Source organism: Streptomyces sp. NPDC048338, from assembly GCF_043201055.1.
GTDB lineage: Bacteria > Actinomycetota > Actinomycetes > Streptomycetales > Streptomycetaceae > Streptomyces.
In genome coordinates, this window is sequence record NZ_JBICYQ010000011.1 from 47,777 (window position 1) to 65,450 (window position 17,674).

Here is a 17,674-nt window from a genome sequence, read left to right on the forward strand (position 1 = left end):
GGCATGACCGTCACCGGGCCCGACAGCGCCCTCGCCGACACCGTGCTGGCCCGGCTCACCCGGCTGTACCCCGAAGCCGGGAACCCGTTCCGGGCCCAGGAGATGACGGCGTACATGAAGGGTGTGGCCCCCTTCCTCGGCGTCCGCACCCCCGAGCGGCGCGCCCTGTCCCGCCTGGTCCTCGAAGGCCTCCCGCGACCGGACGAGGACGACTGCACCGCGGTCGCCCTGCGCTGCTTCGCGCTGCCCGAGCGCGAGTACCACTACTTCGCCGTCGACTACCTGCGTCGCCACGTGAAGCACTGCTCGTCCGGCTTCCTGCCGGTGGCGCGGCGGCTCGTCACCACCGTCTCCTGGTGGGACACGGTCGACCACCTCGCCGCCCACGTGGTCGGCGGACTCGTCGCCGCGGACCCCGCGCTCGCGGCCGTGATGGACGACTGGATCGAGGACGACGACCTCTGGGTCGCGCGCACCGCGATCCTGCACCAGCTGCGGTTCAAGCAGGCCACCGACACCGAGCGGCTCTTCGCCCACTGCCTGCGCCGCTCCGGGCACCCCGACTTCTTCATCCGCAAGGCGATCGGCTGGTCGCTCCGCGAGTACGCCAAGACCGACCCCGACGAGGTGCGCGCGTTCGTCGAGGAGAACCGGGACCGGCTCTCCCCGCTCTCCGTGCGCGAGGCGCTCAAGAACCTGTAGGCGATCCCGCGGGGGACCCCCCGGCCGCCGGCAGCTCCGCGATCAGGGCGTAGCGCTCGTCGCGGACCGCCGCGCCCCACAGCTCGGTGCGCGGTGCGAGGTCCTCGACGCGTATCCGCCCGACCAGCGGGCGTACGGCGTCCGCCAGGGCGGCGGCGGTGACACCCCCGTGCCAGGGCAGCGCCTCGGCGCCGTCCACGTACGGCCTCGCGCCCTCCGCGGCCTCGCGCCAACGGCCCTCGACGAGCACGAGGGTGCCGCCCGGGCGCAGCCGGGCCGCCCAGGCGCGCAGGGCGGCCGACGGGTCCGGCAGCGTCCACACCAGGTGCCGGCACAGCACCACGTCGAACCGCTCCTCGCCGACGGGCGGTGCCGCCGCGTCGCCCACCAGGAACCGGCCCGGCAGCCCGGCCGCCTGCAGCTTCTCGCGGGCCCGGGCCACCATGCGCGACGACAGGTCGACTCCGGTGACCCGGTGCCCCGCCGCGGCCGTCAGTTCCGAGAGCGAGCCCGTGCCGCACCCCACGTCGAGCACGTCCGCGGGTGCGGTCGGCAGCCAGGACGTCAGCAGCCGCGACCAGGCGTCCCGGGTCGGCCGGGGCCGCAACCCGTGGTCCGGCTCGTCGTCGAAGCACGCGGCGGCGGCGTCCCAGTAGGCGGCGATGGAGGTGGAGTCGGTCATGCGCACGATTCTGCCGCCCGCCACCGACAACGGGCCCGCCTCCGACGACTTCGCGTCCGGAACCCGCCGCGGGGTGCGCCCGAGCCCGGCCCCGCCTCCGGAGGCAGCACCGGGACGGCCGGACGCGGGCCCGAGGCCCGGCACCGGCCTTCGCCGACCGCGAGCCCGCCCGGCTCCGGCACCGGGCGGGCCCCTGGTCCGAAGTCCCGGCACCCGTCCCGCCCTTGGCGACCCGCCCGGCGAAAATGGTTCGACGCCGACGGCCCCGCCCCGCCATGATCGGGGACATGTCCCGGTACGCCTTCCTCGCAGCACGGCCCGCAGTCGCGGCCGCGCCGAAGGCTGCCGTCACTCCCGGCGTGACCACGTCCGCCGAAGCCGTCACCGCAGCTGCCGCGGTCGTCGCGGCAGCCGCCACCGCCTTCGTCCTCGACGGCGCCCGAAGCTGACCCTCCCCGGATCGTCCGGCGGACCCCGCAGGGGGAGGGTCGGTCCGGCCCCGGGGTCCCCGCACACGCTTCGAGCTCAAGGAACGAGCGAACCATGTCCAAGACGGCTTACGTCCGTACCAAGCCGCACCTCAACATCGGCACGATGGGCCACGTCGACCACGGCAAGACCACCCTGACCGCCGCCATCACCAAGGTCCTCAGCGAGCGCGGGACCGGCACCTTCGTGCCGTTCGACCGCATCGACCGCGCGCCCGAGGAGGCCCAGCGCGGGATCACCATCAACATCGCGCACGTCGAGTACGAGACCGACACCCGGCACTACGCCCACGTCGACATGCCGGGCCACGCCGACTACGTCAAGAACATGGTCACCGGTGCGGCCCAGCTCGACGGTGCCATCCTCGTCGTGTCCGCGCTGGACGGGATCATGCCGCAGACCGCCGAGCACGTCCTGCTGGCCCGTCAGGTCGGCGTCGACCACATCGTCGTGGCGCTCAACAAGGCCGACGCCGGGGACGACGAGCTGACCGACCTGGTGGAGCTGGAGGTACGGGAGCTGCTGACCGCCCACGGCTACGGCGGCGACACCGTGCCCGTGGTCCGGGTCTCCGGCCTGCGCGCCCTGGAGGGCGACCCGCGCTGGACGGCGGCCGTGGAGGCGTTGCTCGACGCGGTGGACACCTACGTGCCCATGCCCGTGCGGTACGTGGAGGCGCCGTTCCTGATGTCGGTGGAGAACGTGCTGACCATCACCGGCCGCGGCACCGTCGTCACCGGGGCGATCGAGCGCGGCACGGTCAGGGTGGGGGACCGGGTGGAGGTGCTCGGCGCCGGCGCGGAGACCGTCGTGACCGGCGTCGAGACCTTCGGCAAGCCCATGGAGGTCGCCGAGGCCGGCGACAACGTCGCCCTGCTGCTGCGCGGCGTGCCACGCGACACGGTCCGCCGCGGCCACGTGGTGGCTGCGCCCGGCAGCGTCGCGCCGAGCCGCCGGTTCACCGCCCGGGTCTACGTCCTGTCGGCCAAGGAGGGCGGCCGGACGACTCCCGTGTCGACCGGCTACCGGCCGCAGTTCTACATCCGGACCGCGGACGTCGTCGGAGACGTCGACCTCGGTGAGACGGCGGTCGCCCGCCCCGGCGACACGGTCACCATGACCGTCGAGCTGGGCCGGGACGTGCCCCTCGAGTCGGGTCTCGGCTTCGCGATCCGCGAGGGCGGACGCACGGTGGGGGCCGGCACGGTCACCAGCGTCGGCTGACAGGGCGTCCACGAACCGATGGGGCCCGTGTTCCGCAGCCGCGGAATGCGGGCCTCCGTCCCGTGGCGACATGCGGCGGTCGCCGGGCGCACGAGCTCGTGCGCCCGGCGCCTCGGACCGCGGGCACAATGAGAGCGTGAACGAGCAGATACCGGTCATCCGGGACGTCGACGGGGGCACCGCCCGGCTCATGCCCGATGTGGACCGCGAGCGTGCCTGGCTGCTGACGGTCGACGACGCGCCCCAGTCGTACGTCGACCTGGACGAGCCGGCGCACCTCGAGTTCGAGTACGCGCGCCGCCTCGCCCACGTCCTCGACGGCGCCGCGGCCGACGGGGCTCCGCTGGACGTCCTCCACCTCGGAGGCGGGGCACTGACCCTGCCGCGCTACGTCGCGGCGACCCGGCCCGGCTCGCGCCAGGACGTCGTCGAGGCCGACCGGGGGCTCCTGGAGCTGGTGTCCGAACACCTGCCGCTGCCGGAGGGTTCGGGCGTCACCGTGCACGGCGCGGACGCCCGTGCCTGGCTGGAGGGCGCCCCGGCCGCGTCCGTGGACGTCCTGATCGCCGACGTCTTCGGCGGCTCGCGGGTACCCGCGCACCTGACCTCGGCCGAGTACGCGGCGGCGGCCCGGCGGGCGTTGCGACCGGGCGGGCTCTACGCCGCCAACCTGGCCGACGGAGCCCCCTTCGACTTCCTCCGTTCCCAGCTGGCGACCTTCGCCACGGTCTTCCCCGAACTCGCGCTGATCGCCGAACCCGCCGTCCTGCGCGGCCGGCGCTTCGGCAACGCGGTCCTCGTCGCCTCCGACCGTGAGATCGACACGGCCCGCCTCGCCCGGCGGGCCGCGGCGGACGCCTTCCCCGCGCGCGTGGAGTACGGGGCCGCCCTCGACCGCTTCACGGCGGGCGCCCGGCCGGTCGGGGACGCGGACGCGGTGCCGTCCCCGGTGCCGCCGTCGGGCGCCTTCAGCGTGGGCTGACGGACCGGGTGGCCGCGGGGGCGCCGAACGCGGCGGGGATCCCGGTGAGCGTCTTGTCGATCTTGCCGGGCAGCCGGGCGCCCTGCGGCGAACCGCCGCGTCAGTCCGCCGGGTGCGCCGACGGAGGTCCCGAGGGCGCCACGGGCCCCGGACCGACGGCTTCCACGGGTGCCGCCGGGCCGACGGCCTCCGCGGGCGTGATCGGCTTCGGGAGCCCGGCGGGCGGCGCCGGCGCGGTCGGCGCACCGGAGCCGTCCGGATCCGCGGGCTGCGCGGCGGCGATCCGCTTCGTCCGGCGCGTCAGATTGCGGACGTCCGGGACGAGCAGGACCAGCGCCGTGACGACCACGATCAGGGTCGCCGACCCCCACAGGGCCTCGTGCCGGCCGAAGACACCCTCGGCGGGGCCCGCGAGCGCCGTGGAGAGCGGGAGCATGGCCGTCGAGCCGAACCAGTCGTAGGCCGAGACCCGGGACAGCTTCTCCTCGGGGATCTCCTGGTGCAGCGTCGTCATCCAGGAGACGCCGAACACCTCGATGGCCACGCCGCTGACGAACATCGCCGCGGAGAGCCCGTACACGTCGAGCGGCACGGCGAGGGCCGCCGAGGGCAGCGCGATCGGGAAGACGCACAGAGTGCCGGCCAGCAGCATCCTGCGCGGCTTCCAGCGCATCATCAGCAGCGCGCCGGCCAGGGTGCCGACACCGAACGCGGCCAGCGACAGGCCCCAGGGCCGGGCGCCGCCGAGCTCGTCCCGGGCGACCAGCGGCCCGTACACCGACTCGGCCGCGCCGACCAGCGCGACCACGATGGAGAACTGGGCGACGATCGACCACAGCCAGGGGCGGCCGATGAACTCCTGCCAGCCCTCGCGCAGGTCGGCGAGCAGACCGCCGCCCGCCTCGCGCTCCCGGATGTGGCTCACGTCGAGGAACGCGCGCAGGGCGCCCGCGACAGCGAAGGCCGCCGCGTCGATCGCCAGCACCCAGCCGGGCCCGAAGGCGGCGATCATGGCGCCGCCCAGCGCCGCGCCGCCGATGCCGGCGCCGTGCATGGCCATCCGGAACAGCGCGAAGGCGCGGCTGACCTGGTCGCCGCTGACGCTGGACATCAGCATGCCCTCGGCGGCCGGGTTGAAGAACGCCTGACCCGTGCCGCACAGGGCGGTCAGCAGCATCATCTGCCACAGCTGCGGCTCGCCCGCCAGCACCAGGTAGGCGAAGACGGCCTGCGAGACGCAGTTGAGGGCGTTGGCGGCGACCATGACCCGGTGCCGGGGCACCCGGTCGGCGATCGCGCCGCCGATGAGCAGGAAGAGCACGAGCGGCAGCGTGCGGGCCGCCGCGACGAGCCCCACGTCCCCGCCGTCGCCGCCGGACTGCAGCACGGCGAACGCCGCCGCGATCAGGGCACCGTGGGTGCCGAGGTTGGTGACGACCGCGGCGGCGGTCAGCAGCACGTAGTTGCGCCCGGCCCACTCGGGGCGACGGGGGCGCGACGACGTGCGGGGGGAGGCGGCGGAATTTCTCACTCCGGGACTATCCCTGGCGCCGCCCCCCGCTGCCAAACCGTGTGCCGTCCGCCGGGCGCCCCGGCGGCTCCCGTCAGGACGCCGGGGCGAGCCGCACGGTCGTGAGGATCTGCTGGATGGTGGCGTCCGGCAGTTCGTCCTTGACCCCGTCGGCCGCGTAGATCACGAACGACGAGAAGTCGCCCTTGGCGTTCTTGAAGGAGAACGCGAGGGACTTGCCGTCCGACTCGCACTTGTTCCGCTTCTTGATCCCCGGGGCGGTGGCCGTCGACACGCTGCCCGAGAGGCCGGACTTGGTCGTGTAGGGCACCGCCTTGGTGATCTTGATGGTGCCCTTGGGCATGTGCTGGGCGTAGCCGGCCCACACCCAGTTGCCGGCCTCGTTGAAGGCGGCCTCCGCGGTGTCCTTGGCGCCCTGGCCGCCCTTGGTGCCGGCGGTGCTCAGACCCCAGGTCGACGCGGTGCCGTTCTTGTCCGTGTCGAAGGAGCACCAGTTGCTCTTGAAGTGGGCGGGCGAGGACATCGTGACGACGGGGGAACCGTCGTTCTTCTTCTCGTCCTCGAAGTACGTGATCACACCCGGCTTCGACACCTCCCACGCGGGCGGCACGTCGAACAGCGTGCCGTACTTGGGGTTGTGCACGACCTTCCAGCCGGGGATCGTCGGCTGCTGCTCGGCGTCGTCGCGCGGGTTGTCGATCGACGGCGAGGCGGACTGGGAGCCCGGAGCCGAGGCGGTGGGCTTGGGATCGCCGCCGCCGGCGTCGGTCTTCTTGTCGTCGTCCTTGCCGAGGACGAGGAAGCCGGCGACGCCGGCCGCGACCACCACGGCGGTGGCGGCGACGATCGCGACGAGGGTCGTCTGCTTCTTCTTGCCGCCGTCGGGACCGCCCGGCTGCGGGGGCCCCGGCATCGCGTACTGCGGCGCGGTCTGCTGGTAAGGGTTCGCCTGCGGGTAGGCGGGCTGCGTCGGCTGCTGCGGATAGCCGTAGCCCGGCTGCCCCGGCTGCTGGGCGGGCTGCTGCTGATAGCCCGGCTGCTGGTACGGGTTCGGCTGCTGGTAACCCGGCTGCTGGTACGGGTTCTGATTCTGGTCCTGCGGGTTCTGCTCGCCCCCGGGCGGCTGCTGTCCTGGCCACATGGCCAGTAACCATAGAGGTGCGGCGATGCCCCGGCTACGCCCGCCCCCGTACGGGCGTGCGAGAGCGGACTCTGGCCTTCCCTGCTACTCGTGGGTAACATCGGCTCATGAGCGCAGATCAGATGTCCGTCGGCGAGATGCTCGCCGCCACGGTTCCCATGGCCAGGACCCTCAAGCTGGAGTTCCTGGAGACCACTCCGGAGCGTGCCGTCGTCCGGCTGCCCGACCAGGCCGACTACCACAACCACGTCGGCGGCCCGCACGCCGGAGCCATGTTCACGCTGGCCGAGTCCGCCAGCGGCGCGATCGTCCTGGCCGCCTTCGGTGACCAGTTGAGCCGCGCTGTGCCGCTCGCCGTGAAGGCGGAGATCGGCTACAAGAAGCTCGCCATGGGCGTCGTGACCGCCACCGCCACGCTGGGCCGCCCCGCCGCCGAGGTCGTCGCCGAGCTGGACGAGGGGCTGCGCCCCGAGTTCCCGGTCCGTATCTCCCTCACCCGTGAGGACGGCGCCGAGACCGGCGAGATGACGGTCGTCTGGACCCTGCGCCCGAACTCCTGACCCGTAGGCAGCCGTCGTCCGCCCCCGCACCCGCCTCCCGGGTCCGGGGCGGACGCGTTCCGGGGCCTCCGGCCGCCCCGCCCCGCCGCGTCGGTGGGCCCCGCCGGGCGGCCTCGGGGCCGCCCTTCCGATTCGAGGTCCGGCGGGGGCGACCAGGTAGGCTGCCCCGGCGCGCGGCAGCCGCGCGCCGCGGCCACGGGCCGACACGGTCGATACGGGAGGAACCCCGCGTGCACGTCCAGGAGTGGCTGGAGACGATCCCCGCGGTCGCCGTCTACGCGCTGGTGGGAGTGGTGATCGGGCTGGAGAGCCTGGGCATCCCCCTGCCGGGCGAGATCGTCCTCGTGAGTTCCGCGCTGCTGGCCTCGCAGCACGGCGCCATCGACCCGTACATCCTCGGTGCGTGCGCCACCGTCGGGGCGATCGTCGGCGACTCCATCGGCTACGCGATCGGACGCAAGGGCGGCCGGCCGCTGCTCGCCTGGCTCGGGGGGAAGTTCCCCAAGCACTTCGGCGAGGCGAACATCGCGCTCGCCGAGCGGTCCTTCGAGAAGTGGGGCATGTGGGCGGTCTTCTTCGGCCGGTTCGTCGCCCTGCTGCGCATCTTCGCCGGTCCGCTCGCCGGCGTCCTGCGCATGCCGTACTGGAAGTTCCTCACCGCCAACGTCCTCGGCGGCATCCTCTGGGCCGGCGGCACCACGGCCGTCGTCTACTCCGTCGGTGTGGTCGCCGAGGCGTGGCTCAAGCGCTTCTCCTGGCTGGGCCTGGTCCTCGCCGTCCTGATCGGCCTCACCTCGATGCTGGTCCTGAAGAACCGCGCCAAGAAGGCCGTGGCCCGCGCCGAGGCCGCGAAGGAGCAGGCCGCCGGGGCGTCGCCGGAGCCGGTGCCGGTCGCCGACTGACGACGGCGCGCGGCGGAAGCCCGGCGACGACAGCGCGCGACGACGGAAGAAAGGGCGCGGCTCCCGGTACGGGGGCCGCGCCCTTCCGCGTGGCTCTTCGGCGCGGGCGGGTCCCGCGGGACCGCGCGCTCAGTCCGCGAAGGCCTCGGCGTGGCCCTTCGCCAGGTGCAGGTACATCTCCGCGTTGAGACGGATGCCCGCCCGCTCCTCCTCGGTCAGCGGGCGCCGGACCTTGGCCGGGACGCCCGCGACCAGGGAGCCCGGCGGGATCTGCATCCCCTGGGGCACCAGAGCCTGCGCGGCGACGAGCGAGCCGGCGCCGACGGTGGCGCCGTTCAGGATCGTCGCGCCCATGCCGACCAGCACGTCGTCCTCGACCGTGCAGCCGTGCACGGTCGCGTTGTGCCCCACCGTCACCCGGTCCCCGATGGTGACCGGGAAGCCCGGGTCCACGTGGACCGTGCAGTTGTCCTGGATGTTGGCGTCCTCGCCCACGACGATGGGCCCGCAGTCCGCGCGCAGCACCGCGTGGTACCAGACGCTGGCCCGGGCGCCGAGCGTGACCTCGCCGAGCACGACGGAGGTCGGCGCGGTGAACGCCGTCGGATCGATCCGCGGCTCCTTGCCGCCCACACCCTTGATCAACGCCTCTGTCATCGTTCGCTCCCGATCGCTCGCACGTGCGTCACGCCACGGGAACTCTAGGGGGTGTCCCATGACCGACATCACAGGGCACCGCACTGAACTGCCACGACGGCGGCGACTACCGTGTGCGGGTGCCCAGGAACAGAAACACGTTCTCGTCTCTCGCCGCCTGGCGGCGTCGTGTCGTCGCACGCGCCCTGCAGGGCGGCTGGCGCTGGGCGCAGCAGGCCGGTGCCGTGACCGCCGAGCATCCCGGGCGGCTCCGCTTCCGCCGGCTCGGCGCGGGCACCCGGCTCGCCTTCCCGCAGGGCACCGTCTTCGGCGAGGCGTGGATCGAGATCGGCGAGTGCTGCATCATCGCCGAACAGGTCACGCTCACGGCCGGCATGATGCCCGGCCTCGACCTCGGCACCGAGACCGTCCTGACCCTCGGCGACGGGGTCGTCCTCGGGCGCGGCAGCCACGTCATCGCGGACACCACCGTGACCATCGGCTCGGACACCTACTGCGGGCCGTACGTGTACATCACGTCGACCAACCACAGCTACGACGACCCGCACGAGCCCATCGGGCGGCAGTGGCCGCGCTCGGAGCCGGTCGAGATCGGGCCCGGCTGCTGGCTGGGCACGGGCTCGGTGATCCTGCCGGGCGCCCGGATCGGGCGGAACGTGGTCGTCGCCGCGGGCGCCGTCGTCCGCGGCGAGGTGCCCGACCACTCGGTCGTGGCCGGCGCCCCCGCCCGTGTCGTGCGCAGCTGGGATCCGGAGAAGGGCTGGCAGCCGCCGCTGCGGACACCGGCCCCGGTGCCGATACCGGACGGGGTGACGCCCGAACAGCTCGCCGCCCTCGCGCAGCTCGAACTCGAGGTGGACGGCGACCTGAGCGAGGCTCTGAAGGACGCATGACCGGCACGCGGCCGGGTCCCCGTGAAGTGCGCCGGGGGCCGGGGCCGTGTCCGCGTCAGCCGGTGGCGAGCAGCACGGTGCCGACCAGCGCGAGGCCCGCGCCCGCCGCCTGGACCGCGCGCAGCCGCTCCTTGAGCACCCCGCGTGCCGCCAGCGCGGTCACGACCGGGTAGAGGTTCGCCAGGACGGCGGCGACCGTGACCGGCCCGAGCTGCGCCGCGATCGAGTACGTCCCGTTGGCGGCCACGTCCGCGAGGCCGACGAAGGCGAGGGCCGGCAGGGCTGCCCAGACCACCCGCATCCCGCCGCCGTCCTCGGGCAGCGCCCGCCCGCCCCGCTTCACCGAGACGTACAGGGCGCCACCGCCCACGACCACGTTGGTGACACGCTGGACGAACAGGGCGAGGAAGAGGCCGGTGAGGGTCGAGGAGGCCTCCGCGATCAGCGCCATCACCGAGCCGAACCCGAAGGCCGCGACCAGCGTGAGCAGGACCGAGCGCCGCTGGACGGGGGCGCCGCGCAGCTCGGGTCCGCCGGCCAGGACGACGCCCGCGATCGCCACGCCGATGCCGGCGAACTGCAGCAGCCCCGGCCGGTCGCCGATCAGCAGGCCCACGGACACGGGGACGACGACCCCGAGCGAGCCGAGCGGCGAGACCACGCCCATCGGCCCGAGGGCCAGCGCCTTGTAGAAGCAGAGCATCGCCACCGGGCCGACCGCGCCCGCCGCGACCGCGTACCAGAGCTGAGGGCCCGCCTCGCTCCAGCCACCCGTGGCGATCACGACGGCGCCCAGCACCACCACGGCTACGGCCTGGGACGCGACCACCACGGTCAGCGCGGGCATCCGCCGGGTGAGCAGGCCGCCACCGAAGTCGGCCAGCCCCCACAGCAGGCTGGTGGCCAGGGCGAACAGTGCGGTCATGGAATCCTCGCGGTCGCGCAGTACAGTGCGGTGAACATTCGGGTGCACCCCACCGTAGTGCAGTGTATTGAACTATGTCATCCAAAATATTGGACGGAATGTGTCTGACCTCGATCAGCTGACGCAGTCGCTCGCGCGCAACCTGAAGCGATGGCGCAACGAGCGCGGCTTCACGCTGGACGCGCTGGCCGCCCGGGCCGGCGTCAGCCGCGGCATGATCATCCAGATCGAGCAGGCCCGCACGAACCCCAGCGTCGGCACCACGGTGAAGCTCGCCGACGCCCTCGGTGTCTCGATCACCACCCTGCTCGACTACGAACAGGGTCCCCAGGTCCGCCTCGTGCCGCCGGGCCAGGCCGTCCGCATGTGGTCCACCTCCACGGGCAGCCACACCACGCTCCTGGTCGGCACCGAGGCGCGCGGACCACTGGAACTCTGGGCCTGGACGCTGATGCCGGGCGACGGCAGCGCGTCCGATCCGCACCCCGACGGCACCACCGAGCTGCTCCACGTCAGCGCGGGGGTGCTCACCCTGGTCGTCGACGGTGAGGAACACACCCTGTCGGCCGGGACCTCCGCGGTCTTCGAGGCCAACACGCCGCACGCGTACCGCAACGACGGCGAGGAGCCGGTCGAGATGACCATGGCGGTCTCCATCCCGCCCGTACGCTGAGACGCCCGGCCCCCGGCCGGGAGGCGCTGTTAGCGTGCCGACATGCGCGCACCCATCGGAGACTTCGACGACGCCCGGCCCGCCCCCGACTGCCTCGACCTGCTGACCGAGCCGGTCGCCGCCGCCGTCCGCGCCTGGACCGGAGCCGTACCGGCCGACCAGCTCCTGTACGTGGACACCGACCCCGAGATCGCCGACACGGCCGTCTTCGTCGAGCACCACGGCCGTGAGCTGCTCGACACGTCCGCGAACTGCGTGATCGTCGCGGCCAAGCGGGGCGGAGAGGCGCGCCTGGCCGCGTGCGTGGTGCGCTCCGCGACGCGCATCGACGTCAACGGGGTCCTCCGCAAGCACCTGGGCGCCCGCCGGGTGTCCTTCGCGTCGATGGACGCCGCGACCGGCGAGAGCGGCATGGAGTACGGCGGGATCACCCCCGTCGGCCTGCCCGCGTCCTGGCCGGTCCTCGTCGACGCGGCCGTCGTCGACACCCCGTGGGTGCTGATCGGCAGCGGCCGCCGCCGCGGGAAGCTGATCGTGCCCGGCAAGGCCTTCGCCCAGCTGCCCGGCGCGGAGGTCCTGGAGGGCCTCGGCGTCCCGGTCGCCGGCTGACGCGTCAGGCCAGCCGCGGGATCTCGATGGCGGGGCACCGGTCCATGACCATGTCCAGGCCGGCCTCCCGCGTCCGCTCGTACGCCTCGTCGTCGACGACGCCGAGCTGGAACCACACCGCCTTCGCGCCGACGGCCACCGCCTCGTCCGCGATCCGCCCCGCCTGCTCGCTGTTCACGAACACGTCGACGACGTCGACCGGGAACGGGATGTCCGCGAGCGAGGCGTAGCCCTGCTCGCCGTGCACGGTCTCGGCCTTGGGGTGGACGGGTACGACCCGCTTGCCGAAGCGCTGCAGGACGGCGGCGACGCCGTACGCCGCGCGCGACCGGTTCGACGACAGGCCCACGACGGCCCAGGTGTCACCCGTGCCCGTCAGGATCCTGCGAACGGTCTCCGACTCGGTGGTCGCGGCCTCGACGCTCATGTACTGCCTCCGGTGACTGGGTTCCTGTCTGACCAGAACCGGCCGGGGCCCGGGGTGATTCCCCGTACGAGGGATCCCGCGGGCCTGCGCCCGGCCCCGGAGGCCCGCGGCCCTCGGGCCCGGACAACGCTTAGGCTGACCGGATGCAGGAGCAGTACCGCACCCTGGCCCGCGAGGGCGTGCACGAGACCGAGATCAACCGCTCGCGCTTCCTCTGCGCGCTGGCGCCCGTCGCGACCGAGCGGGAGGCACAGGACTTCGTCGCCCGCATCCGCAAGGAGCACCCGACCGCCTCGCACAACTGCTTCGCGTACGTGATCGGCGCCGACGCCGGCGTCCAGAAGGCCAGCGACGATGGTGAACCCGGAGGCACCGCCGGCGTCCCGATGCTCCAGATGCTGATGCGGCGCGAGGTGCGCTACGTCGTCGCCGTCGTCACCCGCTACTACGGCGGCGTGAAGCTCGGCGCCGGCGGCCTGATCAGGGCGTACGGCGGCGTGGTCGGCGAGGCGCTGGACGCGCTCGGCACCCTCACCCGGCAGCGCTTCCGGCTGGCCGAGGTCACCGTCGACCACCAGCGCGCGGGCAAACTGGAGAACGACCTGCGGGCGACGGGACGAGCCGTGCGCGAGGTGCGGTACGCCGAGGCGGTCACGATCGAGATCGGGCTTCCGGACGCCGACGTGGACACGTTCCGCGCCTGGCTCGCGGATGTGACGGCCGGCACGGCGTCCCTCGAGCTCGGCGGCGAGGCGTACGGCGACGCCTGAGGCCCCGGCCCGTACAGGCCGGGCGCCGGAAAGGGGATCCGGCCGTCCGGCGAGCGACTCCGGACCCGACGTGCACCCGGAGCCGGTGCCGGAAGCGGTGTGGATCATGCGCTCAGGGGCGCTAGCGTGGTTGCCGCTGACACCGGTGCCCGCGAGGGTGCCGTGACGGTGGGGGCGGAGGAACGGAACGACATGCGGGGCGGAGCGGCACCTTGAGAATTCTGCACACGTCGGACTGGCACCTGGGGCGCTCGTTCCACCGGGTCGGCCTGCTCGACGCCCAGGCCGCCTTCCTCGACCACCTCGTCACCACGGTCCGCGAGCGCGAGGTCGACGTCGTGCTCGTCGCCGGCGACGTCTACGACCGGGCCGTGCCCCCCTTGCCCGCCGTGGAGCTCTTCGACACCGCCCTGCACCGGCTCGCCGAGACCGGGGTGCCGACCGTGATGATCTCCGGCAACCACGACTCGGCGCGCCGCCTCGGCGTCGGCGCCGGACTCATCGAGCGGGCCGGCATCCACCTGCGCACCGACCCGGCGGGCGTCGGCACCCCCGTCGTCCTCGCGGACGCCCACGGGGACGTGGCCCTCTACGGCCTGCCGTACCTCGAACCCGCCCTCGTGCGCGAGCAGTTCGGCGCCGCGAAGGCGGGACACGAGGCGGTGCTCGGCGCCGCCATGGACCGGGTCCGCGCCGACCTCGCCGAGCGGCCCGCGACCACCCGTTCCGTGGTCCTCGCCCACGCCTTCGTCGCGGGCGGCGAGCCGAGCGACAGCGAGCGGGACATCACCGTCGGAGGGGTCTCCGCGGTCCCCGCCGGGATCTTCGAGGGAGTCGACTACGTCGCCCTCGGCCACCTGCACGGCAGCCAGCGGGTCACCCCCCGGGTGCGCTACTCCGGATCGCCGCTGGCCTACTCCTTCTCCGAGGCCGACCACCGCAAGACGATGTGGCTGATCGAGATCGGCGCCGAAGGCGGCATCGAGGCCGAGGAGCGGGTCGACTGCCCCGTGCCCCGGGCGCTCGCCCGGATCAGGGGCCGTCTCGACGACCTGCTCGCCGATCCCGCGCTCGCCCGCCACGAGGAGTCCTGGATCGAGGCGACGCTCACCGACCCGGTTCGGCCGGCGGAGCCGATGGTCCGGCTCGCCGAACGCTTCCCCCACACCCTCAGCCTGGTCTTCGAGCCCGAGCGCACCGAGAGCGACGACGGAGCCTCCTACGCCCAGCGGCTGCGCGACCGCAGCGACCAGCAGATCGCGGAGGACTTCGTGGCCCACGTACGCGGCGGCGCGGGACCGGACGGCGAGGAGCGGACGGTGCTCCTCGGGGCCTTCGACGACGTCCGCGTGGACACGGCCGGGCGGGAGGTGGCCCGATGAGGCTGCACCGGCTCTCCGTCACCGCGTTCGGGCCCTTCGGCACCACGCAGGAGATCGACTTCGACACCCTGTCCTCCGCCGGGCTGTTCCTCCTCCACGGACCGACCGGGGCCGGCAAGACCTCCGTCCTCGACGCCGTGTGCTACGCGCTCTACGGTGCCGTGCCCGGCGCCCGGCAGACGCCCGGCGCCTCTCTGCGCAGCGACCACGCCCCGGCCGGCACCCCCACCGAGGTCACCCTCGAACTGACCGTGGGGGACCGCCGGCTGGAGATCACCCGGCTGCCGGCCCAGCCTCGGCCCAAGAAGCGGGGCGGCGGCTTCACCACCGAGAAGGCCCAGAGCAGGCTGCGCGCCTACGACCCCGGTACCGGCACCTGGACCGGGCTCAGCAAGTCCCACCAGGAGATCGGCGAGGAGATCACCCAGCTCCTCGGCATGAGCCGCGAACAGTTCTGCCAGGTCGTCCTGCTGCCGCAGGGCGACTTCGCCCGCTTCCTGCGCGCCGACGCGGAGGCACGGGGGAAGCTGCTGGGCCGCCTCTTCGACACGCGGCGGTTCGCCGCCGTCGAGGAGCGCCTCGCCGAACTGCGGCGCGGCGCCGAGCAGCAGGTCCGCGAAGGCGACGAGCGGCTGCTCGCACTCGCCCACCGGATGGCGCAGGCCGCGGGAGGCGCGGCCGTCGAGGAACGCCCCGGCGAGCCCGGGCTCGCCGAAGCCGTGCAGACCCGGGCGGCCGTGGCGCGCTGCGAGGCTCGCGAGGTCCTCGACATCGCGGAGTCGGCCGTCGCGTCCGCCGAGGGCCGGCAGACGGCGGCCCGGCAGGCGCGCGACGAGGAGCGGGACCTCGCCGGCCGGCAGGCGCAGGCCGCCGAAGCCCGCCGCCGACAGGCGGAACTGACGGCACGCCGGCCCGAGCGGGACCGCTGGCAGGCCGCCCTCGACCGGTCCCGCAAGGCCGACCTCGTGGCACCCGCCCTGGGCCTGCGGGCCGACGCGGAGGGGGAGCACGCGGCGGCCGACGCGGCCCGCCGTCGGGCCCGCGGCGGGCTCCCGCCCGAGCTCGCCGACGCGGGTGCGGAGGAGCTCTCCGCCCGGGAGAACCGGCTGCGCGAGGAGCTGGGCGGCCTGGAGTCGGCGCGGCGGGCGGAGCGGCGCACCACCGAGATCGCCCGGGAGCGGGCCGTGCTGGACCGGCGGGCGCGCGAGGACGAGGAGATCCTCCAGGACGCGTCCGGCTGGCTCGCCGGCTGGGAGTCGCGCCGCGCGGAGCTCAGGGAGCAGGTGGAGTCGGCGCAGGACGCCGCCGCCCGCGCCGAGCACCTCGCGGGTCGTCTCGAACCGGCCCGCCGCCGGCTGGCCGCCGCCCGCCGCCGCGACGAGCTCGCGGAGCGCGTGGGCACGGCCGCCTCCCTGCTGACCGAGGCCCGCGAGCGGCGCAATGACGCCCGCGAGGCCTGGCTCGACGTCAAGTCCCGCCGTCTGCAGGGCATCGCCGCCGAACTCGCGGCCGCGCTGACGCCCGGCGACCCGTGCCGGGTCTGCGGCTCCGCCGACCACCCGGCCCCCGCCCGTACCGGCGCCGACCACGTCGACCGTGCCGCGGAGGAGACGGTGTACGCCACCTTCACGGCGGCCGAGGAGTCCCGCAGCAGGGCGGAGCGCGCCCGCGCGGTGGCCGAGGAGGCGTGGTCCGCCGCCCGGGCCGAGGTGCTGGCCGGCCGCGTGCCCGAGTCCGCCGCCGACGTGCGCCCCGCGTCGCCCGGGGACGGCGCGGTGCCCGCGGCGCGTACCGCGCCGGACGCCGCCCGCTTCCCGGGAGACACCGGCGAGCCCACCGTCTCCGAGCTGGCCCGCGAGGCCGAGGAGCTGGCCGGACTGCACGCAGAGGCGCACGCGCGCGCCGCCCGGACGCACGCGGCACGCGAGGCGCTCGCGCGCGCCGAGCGGGAGCACGAGGGACGGCTCGCGGCGCAGCGGGAGGCCGAACGCCGGGTCGCCGCCCGGACCTCGCAGCGCGAGGCGCTCGACCGCGAGCAGACCGCGCTGGACGACGAACTGGCCCGCGGCCGGGGCGAGTCGGGGAGTGTCGCCGAGCACGCCACCCGACTGGAGCGGCGCATCGCCCTGCTCATGGAGGCCGCGGGCGCGGTACGCGCCGTCGAACTCACCGCCCAGCGGCTCAAGGAGGCCGACGCCAGACTCGCCGACGCCGCCTACCGCGCCGGGTTCGACACCCCGGAGCAGGCCGCCGCCGCCCTCCTGGAGGCGCCCGAACGCCGCGACCTCCAGCACCGGTTGGACGCCTGGCAGGCGGAGGCCGCCGTCGTCGCCGACCGGCTCGCCGACCCCGGCACCCAGGCGGCGGACCGGCTCCCGCCGGCCGACCCCGAGTCGGCGGAGTCCGCGCACACCGCGGCCGAGCGGGCCCTGCGCGACGCCGCCTCGGCCCTCGCCACCGCGCGGGCCCGGTGCGCCGAACTGGCCGGGCTCTCCCGGCAGGCCGACGCCGAGGTGCGCCGCCTCGGCCCGCTGCGCGGCGCGTACGAGCGTGTGGCTCGGCTCGCCGGCCTCACCGCGGGCACCTCCGCCGAGAACGAGCGCCGGATGCGCCTGGAGTCGTACGTCCTGGCGGCCCGGCTCGAACAGGTCGCGGCCGCCGCCACGGCCCGCCTCCAGCGGATGTCCTCCGGCCGCTACACCCTCGTCCACTCCGACGCCCGGGCCGGCGGCCGGCGGGCGGGCCTCGGGCTGCACGTGGTCGACGCCTGGACGGGCCACGAGCGCGACACGGCGACCCTGTCGGGCGGGGAGACCTTCTTCGCCTCCCTCGCCCTCGCGCTCGGCCTCGCCGACGTCGTCACCGAGGAGGCCGGCGGTGTACGGCTCGACACCCTCTTCATCGACGAGGGCTTCGGCAGCCTGGACGACCAGACCCTCGACGAGGTGCTCGACGTCCTGGACTCCCTGCGCGAACGGGACCGCAGCGTCGGCATCGTCAGCCACGTCGGCGATCTGCGCCGCCGGATCCCGGCCCAGCTGGAGGTCGTCAAGGAGCGGAACGGCTCGGCCGTGAAGCTCAGGGCCGGGGGAGCGGGACCGCTCGACCGCTGATCGAGCGCCGAG

Annotated in this window: 18 protein-coding genes; 12 read left to right on the forward strand and 6 right to left on the reverse strand. The window is 74.5% G+C overall.

The genetic code is table 11. The features are described 5' to 3' along the window. The first annotated feature begins 3 nt into the window (after window positions 1-3). Window positions 4-702 (forward strand): DNA alkylation repair protein, encoded by a 699-nt coding sequence (locus tag ACGFZF_RS24750; RefSeq protein ID WP_393557396.1) that lies wholly within the window; start codon window positions 4-6, stop codon window positions 700-702. Here the strand turns inward: ACGFZF_RS24750 and ACGFZF_RS24755 are convergent. After that, window positions 689-1,384 (reverse strand): class I SAM-dependent methyltransferase, encoded by a 696-nt coding sequence (locus ACGFZF_RS24755; RefSeq protein WP_393557398.1) that lies wholly within the window; start codon window positions 1,382-1,384, stop codon window positions 689-691. The two genes, ACGFZF_RS24750 and ACGFZF_RS24755, sit on opposite strands and share 14 nt — an antisense overlap. A 287-nt stretch (window positions 1,385-1,671) precedes the next feature. Here ACGFZF_RS24755 and ACGFZF_RS24760 point away from each other — a divergent pair, with 287 nt between their 5' ends. From ACGFZF_RS24760 to ACGFZF_RS24770, 3 genes are all read left to right on the forward strand, one after another. Next, window positions 1,672-1,833: a hypothetical protein gene (locus ACGFZF_RS24760; RefSeq protein ID WP_393557400.1), complete on the forward strand. Its 162-nt coding sequence runs from the start codon at window positions 1,672-1,674 to the stop codon at window positions 1,831-1,833. A 94-nt stretch (window positions 1,834-1,927) separates the two neighbouring features. After that, the gene (gene tuf, locus ACGFZF_RS24765; RefSeq protein ID WP_356602511.1) at window positions 1,928-3,097 is read left to right on the forward strand and encodes an elongation factor Tu; all 1,170 of its coding nucleotides are present in this window, start codon (window positions 1,928-1,930) and stop codon (window positions 3,095-3,097) included. Between the two features lie 136 nt (window positions 3,098-3,233). Beyond that, window positions 3,234-4,079, forward strand: coding sequence for a spermidine synthase (locus ACGFZF_RS24770; protein WP_393557402.1), 846 nt, complete (start codon window positions 3,234-3,236; stop codon window positions 4,077-4,079). Between the two features lie 100 nt (window positions 4,080-4,179). Here the strand turns inward: ACGFZF_RS24770 and ACGFZF_RS24775 are convergent, their stop codons facing one another. Beyond that, window positions 4,180-5,610, reverse strand: coding sequence for an MFS transporter (locus ACGFZF_RS24775; protein ID WP_393557404.1), 1,431 nt, complete (start codon window positions 5,608-5,610; stop codon window positions 4,180-4,182). Between the two features lie 73 nt (window positions 5,611-5,683). Continuing rightward, a complete protein-coding gene (locus tag ACGFZF_RS24780; RefSeq protein WP_393557406.1) occupies window positions 5,684-6,751 on the reverse strand; it encodes a hypothetical protein in 1,068 nt (355 codons plus the stop codon). Window positions 6,752-6,873: 122 nt separating this feature from the next. On the opposite strand from ACGFZF_RS24780, the gene ACGFZF_RS24785 reads away from it, so the two are divergent. Beyond that, window positions 6,874-7,311, forward strand: coding sequence for a DUF4442 domain-containing protein (locus tag ACGFZF_RS24785; RefSeq protein WP_393557863.1), 438 nt, complete (start codon window positions 6,874-6,876; stop codon window positions 7,309-7,311). A 230-nt stretch (window positions 7,312-7,541) separates the two neighbouring features. Next, the gene (locus ACGFZF_RS24790) at window positions 7,542-8,213 is read left to right on the forward strand and encodes a DedA family protein (protein WP_356602503.1); all 672 of its coding nucleotides are present in this window, start codon (window positions 7,542-7,544) and stop codon (window positions 8,211-8,213) included. 129 nt (window positions 8,214-8,342) lie between these two features. Here ACGFZF_RS24790 and ACGFZF_RS24795 read toward each other — a convergent pair whose 3' ends face one another. After that, on the reverse strand, window positions 8,343-8,870 hold the full coding sequence (locus tag ACGFZF_RS24795; RefSeq protein WP_393557408.1) for a gamma carbonic anhydrase family protein: 528 nt from the start codon (window positions 8,868-8,870) through the stop codon (window positions 8,343-8,345). 119 nt (window positions 8,871-8,989) lie between these two features. On the opposite strand from ACGFZF_RS24795, the gene ACGFZF_RS24800 reads away from it, so the two are divergent. Further along, on the forward strand, window positions 8,990-9,763 hold the full coding sequence (locus tag ACGFZF_RS24800) for an acyltransferase (protein WP_393557410.1): 774 nt from the start codon (window positions 8,990-8,992) through the stop codon (window positions 9,761-9,763). A 55-nt stretch (window positions 9,764-9,818) separates the two neighbouring features. Here the strand turns inward: ACGFZF_RS24800 and ACGFZF_RS24805 are convergent, their stop codons facing one another. Then, window positions 9,819-10,688 carry a DMT family transporter gene (locus ACGFZF_RS24805; RefSeq protein ID WP_356779160.1) on the reverse strand — a complete coding sequence of 290 codons (870 nt, stop codon included), beginning with the start codon at window positions 10,686-10,688 and terminating at the stop codon, window positions 9,819-9,821. A gap of 100 nt (window positions 10,689-10,788) precedes the next feature. Here ACGFZF_RS24805 and ACGFZF_RS24810 point away from each other — a divergent pair, with 100 nt between their 5' ends. Both ACGFZF_RS24810 and ACGFZF_RS24815 read left to right on the forward strand, forming a co-directional pair. Further along, the gene (locus ACGFZF_RS24810) at window positions 10,789-11,361 is read left to right on the forward strand and encodes a helix-turn-helix domain-containing protein (protein WP_393557413.1); all 573 of its coding nucleotides are present in this window, start codon (window positions 10,789-10,791) and stop codon (window positions 11,359-11,361) included. A gap of 42 nt (window positions 11,362-11,403) precedes the next feature. Then, on the forward strand, window positions 11,404-11,970 hold the full coding sequence (locus tag ACGFZF_RS24815) for a YbaK/EbsC family protein (protein ID WP_393557416.1): 567 nt from the start codon (window positions 11,404-11,406) through the stop codon (window positions 11,968-11,970). A 4-nt stretch (window positions 11,971-11,974) separates the two neighbouring features. Here ACGFZF_RS24815 and ACGFZF_RS24820 read toward each other — a convergent pair whose 3' ends face one another. After that, window positions 11,975-12,397, reverse strand: coding sequence for a CoA-binding protein (locus ACGFZF_RS24820; protein ID WP_393557418.1), 423 nt, complete (start codon window positions 12,395-12,397; stop codon window positions 11,975-11,977). A 143-nt stretch (window positions 12,398-12,540) separates the two neighbouring features. Here ACGFZF_RS24820 and ACGFZF_RS24825 point away from each other — a divergent pair, with 143 nt between their 5' ends. From ACGFZF_RS24825 to ACGFZF_RS24835, 3 genes are all read left to right on the forward strand, one after another. Further along, window positions 12,541-13,167 carry a YigZ family protein gene (locus ACGFZF_RS24825; protein WP_393557420.1) on the forward strand — a complete coding sequence of 209 codons (627 nt, stop codon included), beginning with the start codon at window positions 12,541-12,543 and terminating at the stop codon, window positions 13,165-13,167. A 212-nt stretch (window positions 13,168-13,379) separates the two neighbouring features. Beyond that, window positions 13,380-14,549, forward strand: a complete 1,170-nt coding sequence (locus ACGFZF_RS24830) for an exonuclease SbcCD subunit D (protein ID WP_393557422.1) — start codon at window positions 13,380-13,382, stop codon at window positions 14,547-14,549. Continuing rightward, entirely contained in the window at window positions 14,546-17,662 is a 3,117-nt protein-coding gene (locus ACGFZF_RS24835) for an AAA family ATPase (protein ID WP_393557424.1), read from the forward strand. Before ACGFZF_RS24830 ends, ACGFZF_RS24835 begins: the two co-directional genes overlap by 4 nt. Window positions 17,663-17,674: the final 12 nt, after the last annotated feature.

Excerpts from the sequence above, each read along its gene's own strand:
- ACGFZF_RS24750 (WP_393557396.1), top strand. The coding sequence starts at position 4 with ATGACCGTCACCGGGCCCGACAGCGCCCTCGCCGACACCGTGCTGGCC.
- ACGFZF_RS24755 (WP_393557398.1), bottom strand. The coding sequence starts at position 1,384 with ATGACCGACTCCACCTCCATCGCCGCCTACTGGGACGCCGCCGCCGCG.
- ACGFZF_RS24760 (WP_393557400.1), top strand. The coding sequence starts at position 1,672 with ATGTCCCGGTACGCCTTCCTCGCAGCACGGCCCGCAGTCGCGGCCGCG.
- tuf (WP_356602511.1), top strand. The coding sequence starts at position 1,928 with ATGTCCAAGACGGCTTACGTCCGTACCAAGCCGCACCTCAACATCGGC.
- ACGFZF_RS24780 (WP_393557406.1), bottom strand. The coding sequence starts at position 6,751 with ATGTGGCCAGGACAGCAGCCGCCCGGGGGCGAGCAGAACCCGCAGGAC.
- ACGFZF_RS24785 (WP_393557863.1), top strand. The coding sequence starts at position 6,874 with ATGTCCGTCGGCGAGATGCTCGCCGCCACGGTTCCCATGGCCAGGACC.
- ACGFZF_RS24795 (WP_393557408.1), bottom strand. The coding sequence starts at position 8,870 with ATGACAGAGGCGTTGATCAAGGGTGTGGGCGGCAAGGAGCCGCGGATC.
- ACGFZF_RS24805 (WP_356779160.1), bottom strand. The coding sequence starts at position 10,688 with ATGACCGCACTGTTCGCCCTGGCCACCAGCCTGCTGTGGGGGCTGGCC.
- ACGFZF_RS24815 (WP_393557416.1), top strand. The coding sequence starts at position 11,404 with ATGCGCGCACCCATCGGAGACTTCGACGACGCCCGGCCCGCCCCCGAC.
- ACGFZF_RS24820 (WP_393557418.1), bottom strand. The coding sequence starts at position 12,397 with ATGAGCGTCGAGGCCGCGACCACCGAGTCGGAGACCGTTCGCAGGATC.
- ACGFZF_RS24825 (WP_393557420.1), top strand. The coding sequence starts at position 12,541 with ATGCAGGAGCAGTACCGCACCCTGGCCCGCGAGGGCGTGCACGAGACC.
- ACGFZF_RS24835 (WP_393557424.1), top strand. The coding sequence starts at position 14,546 with ATGAGGCTGCACCGGCTCTCCGTCACCGCGTTCGGGCCCTTCGGCACC.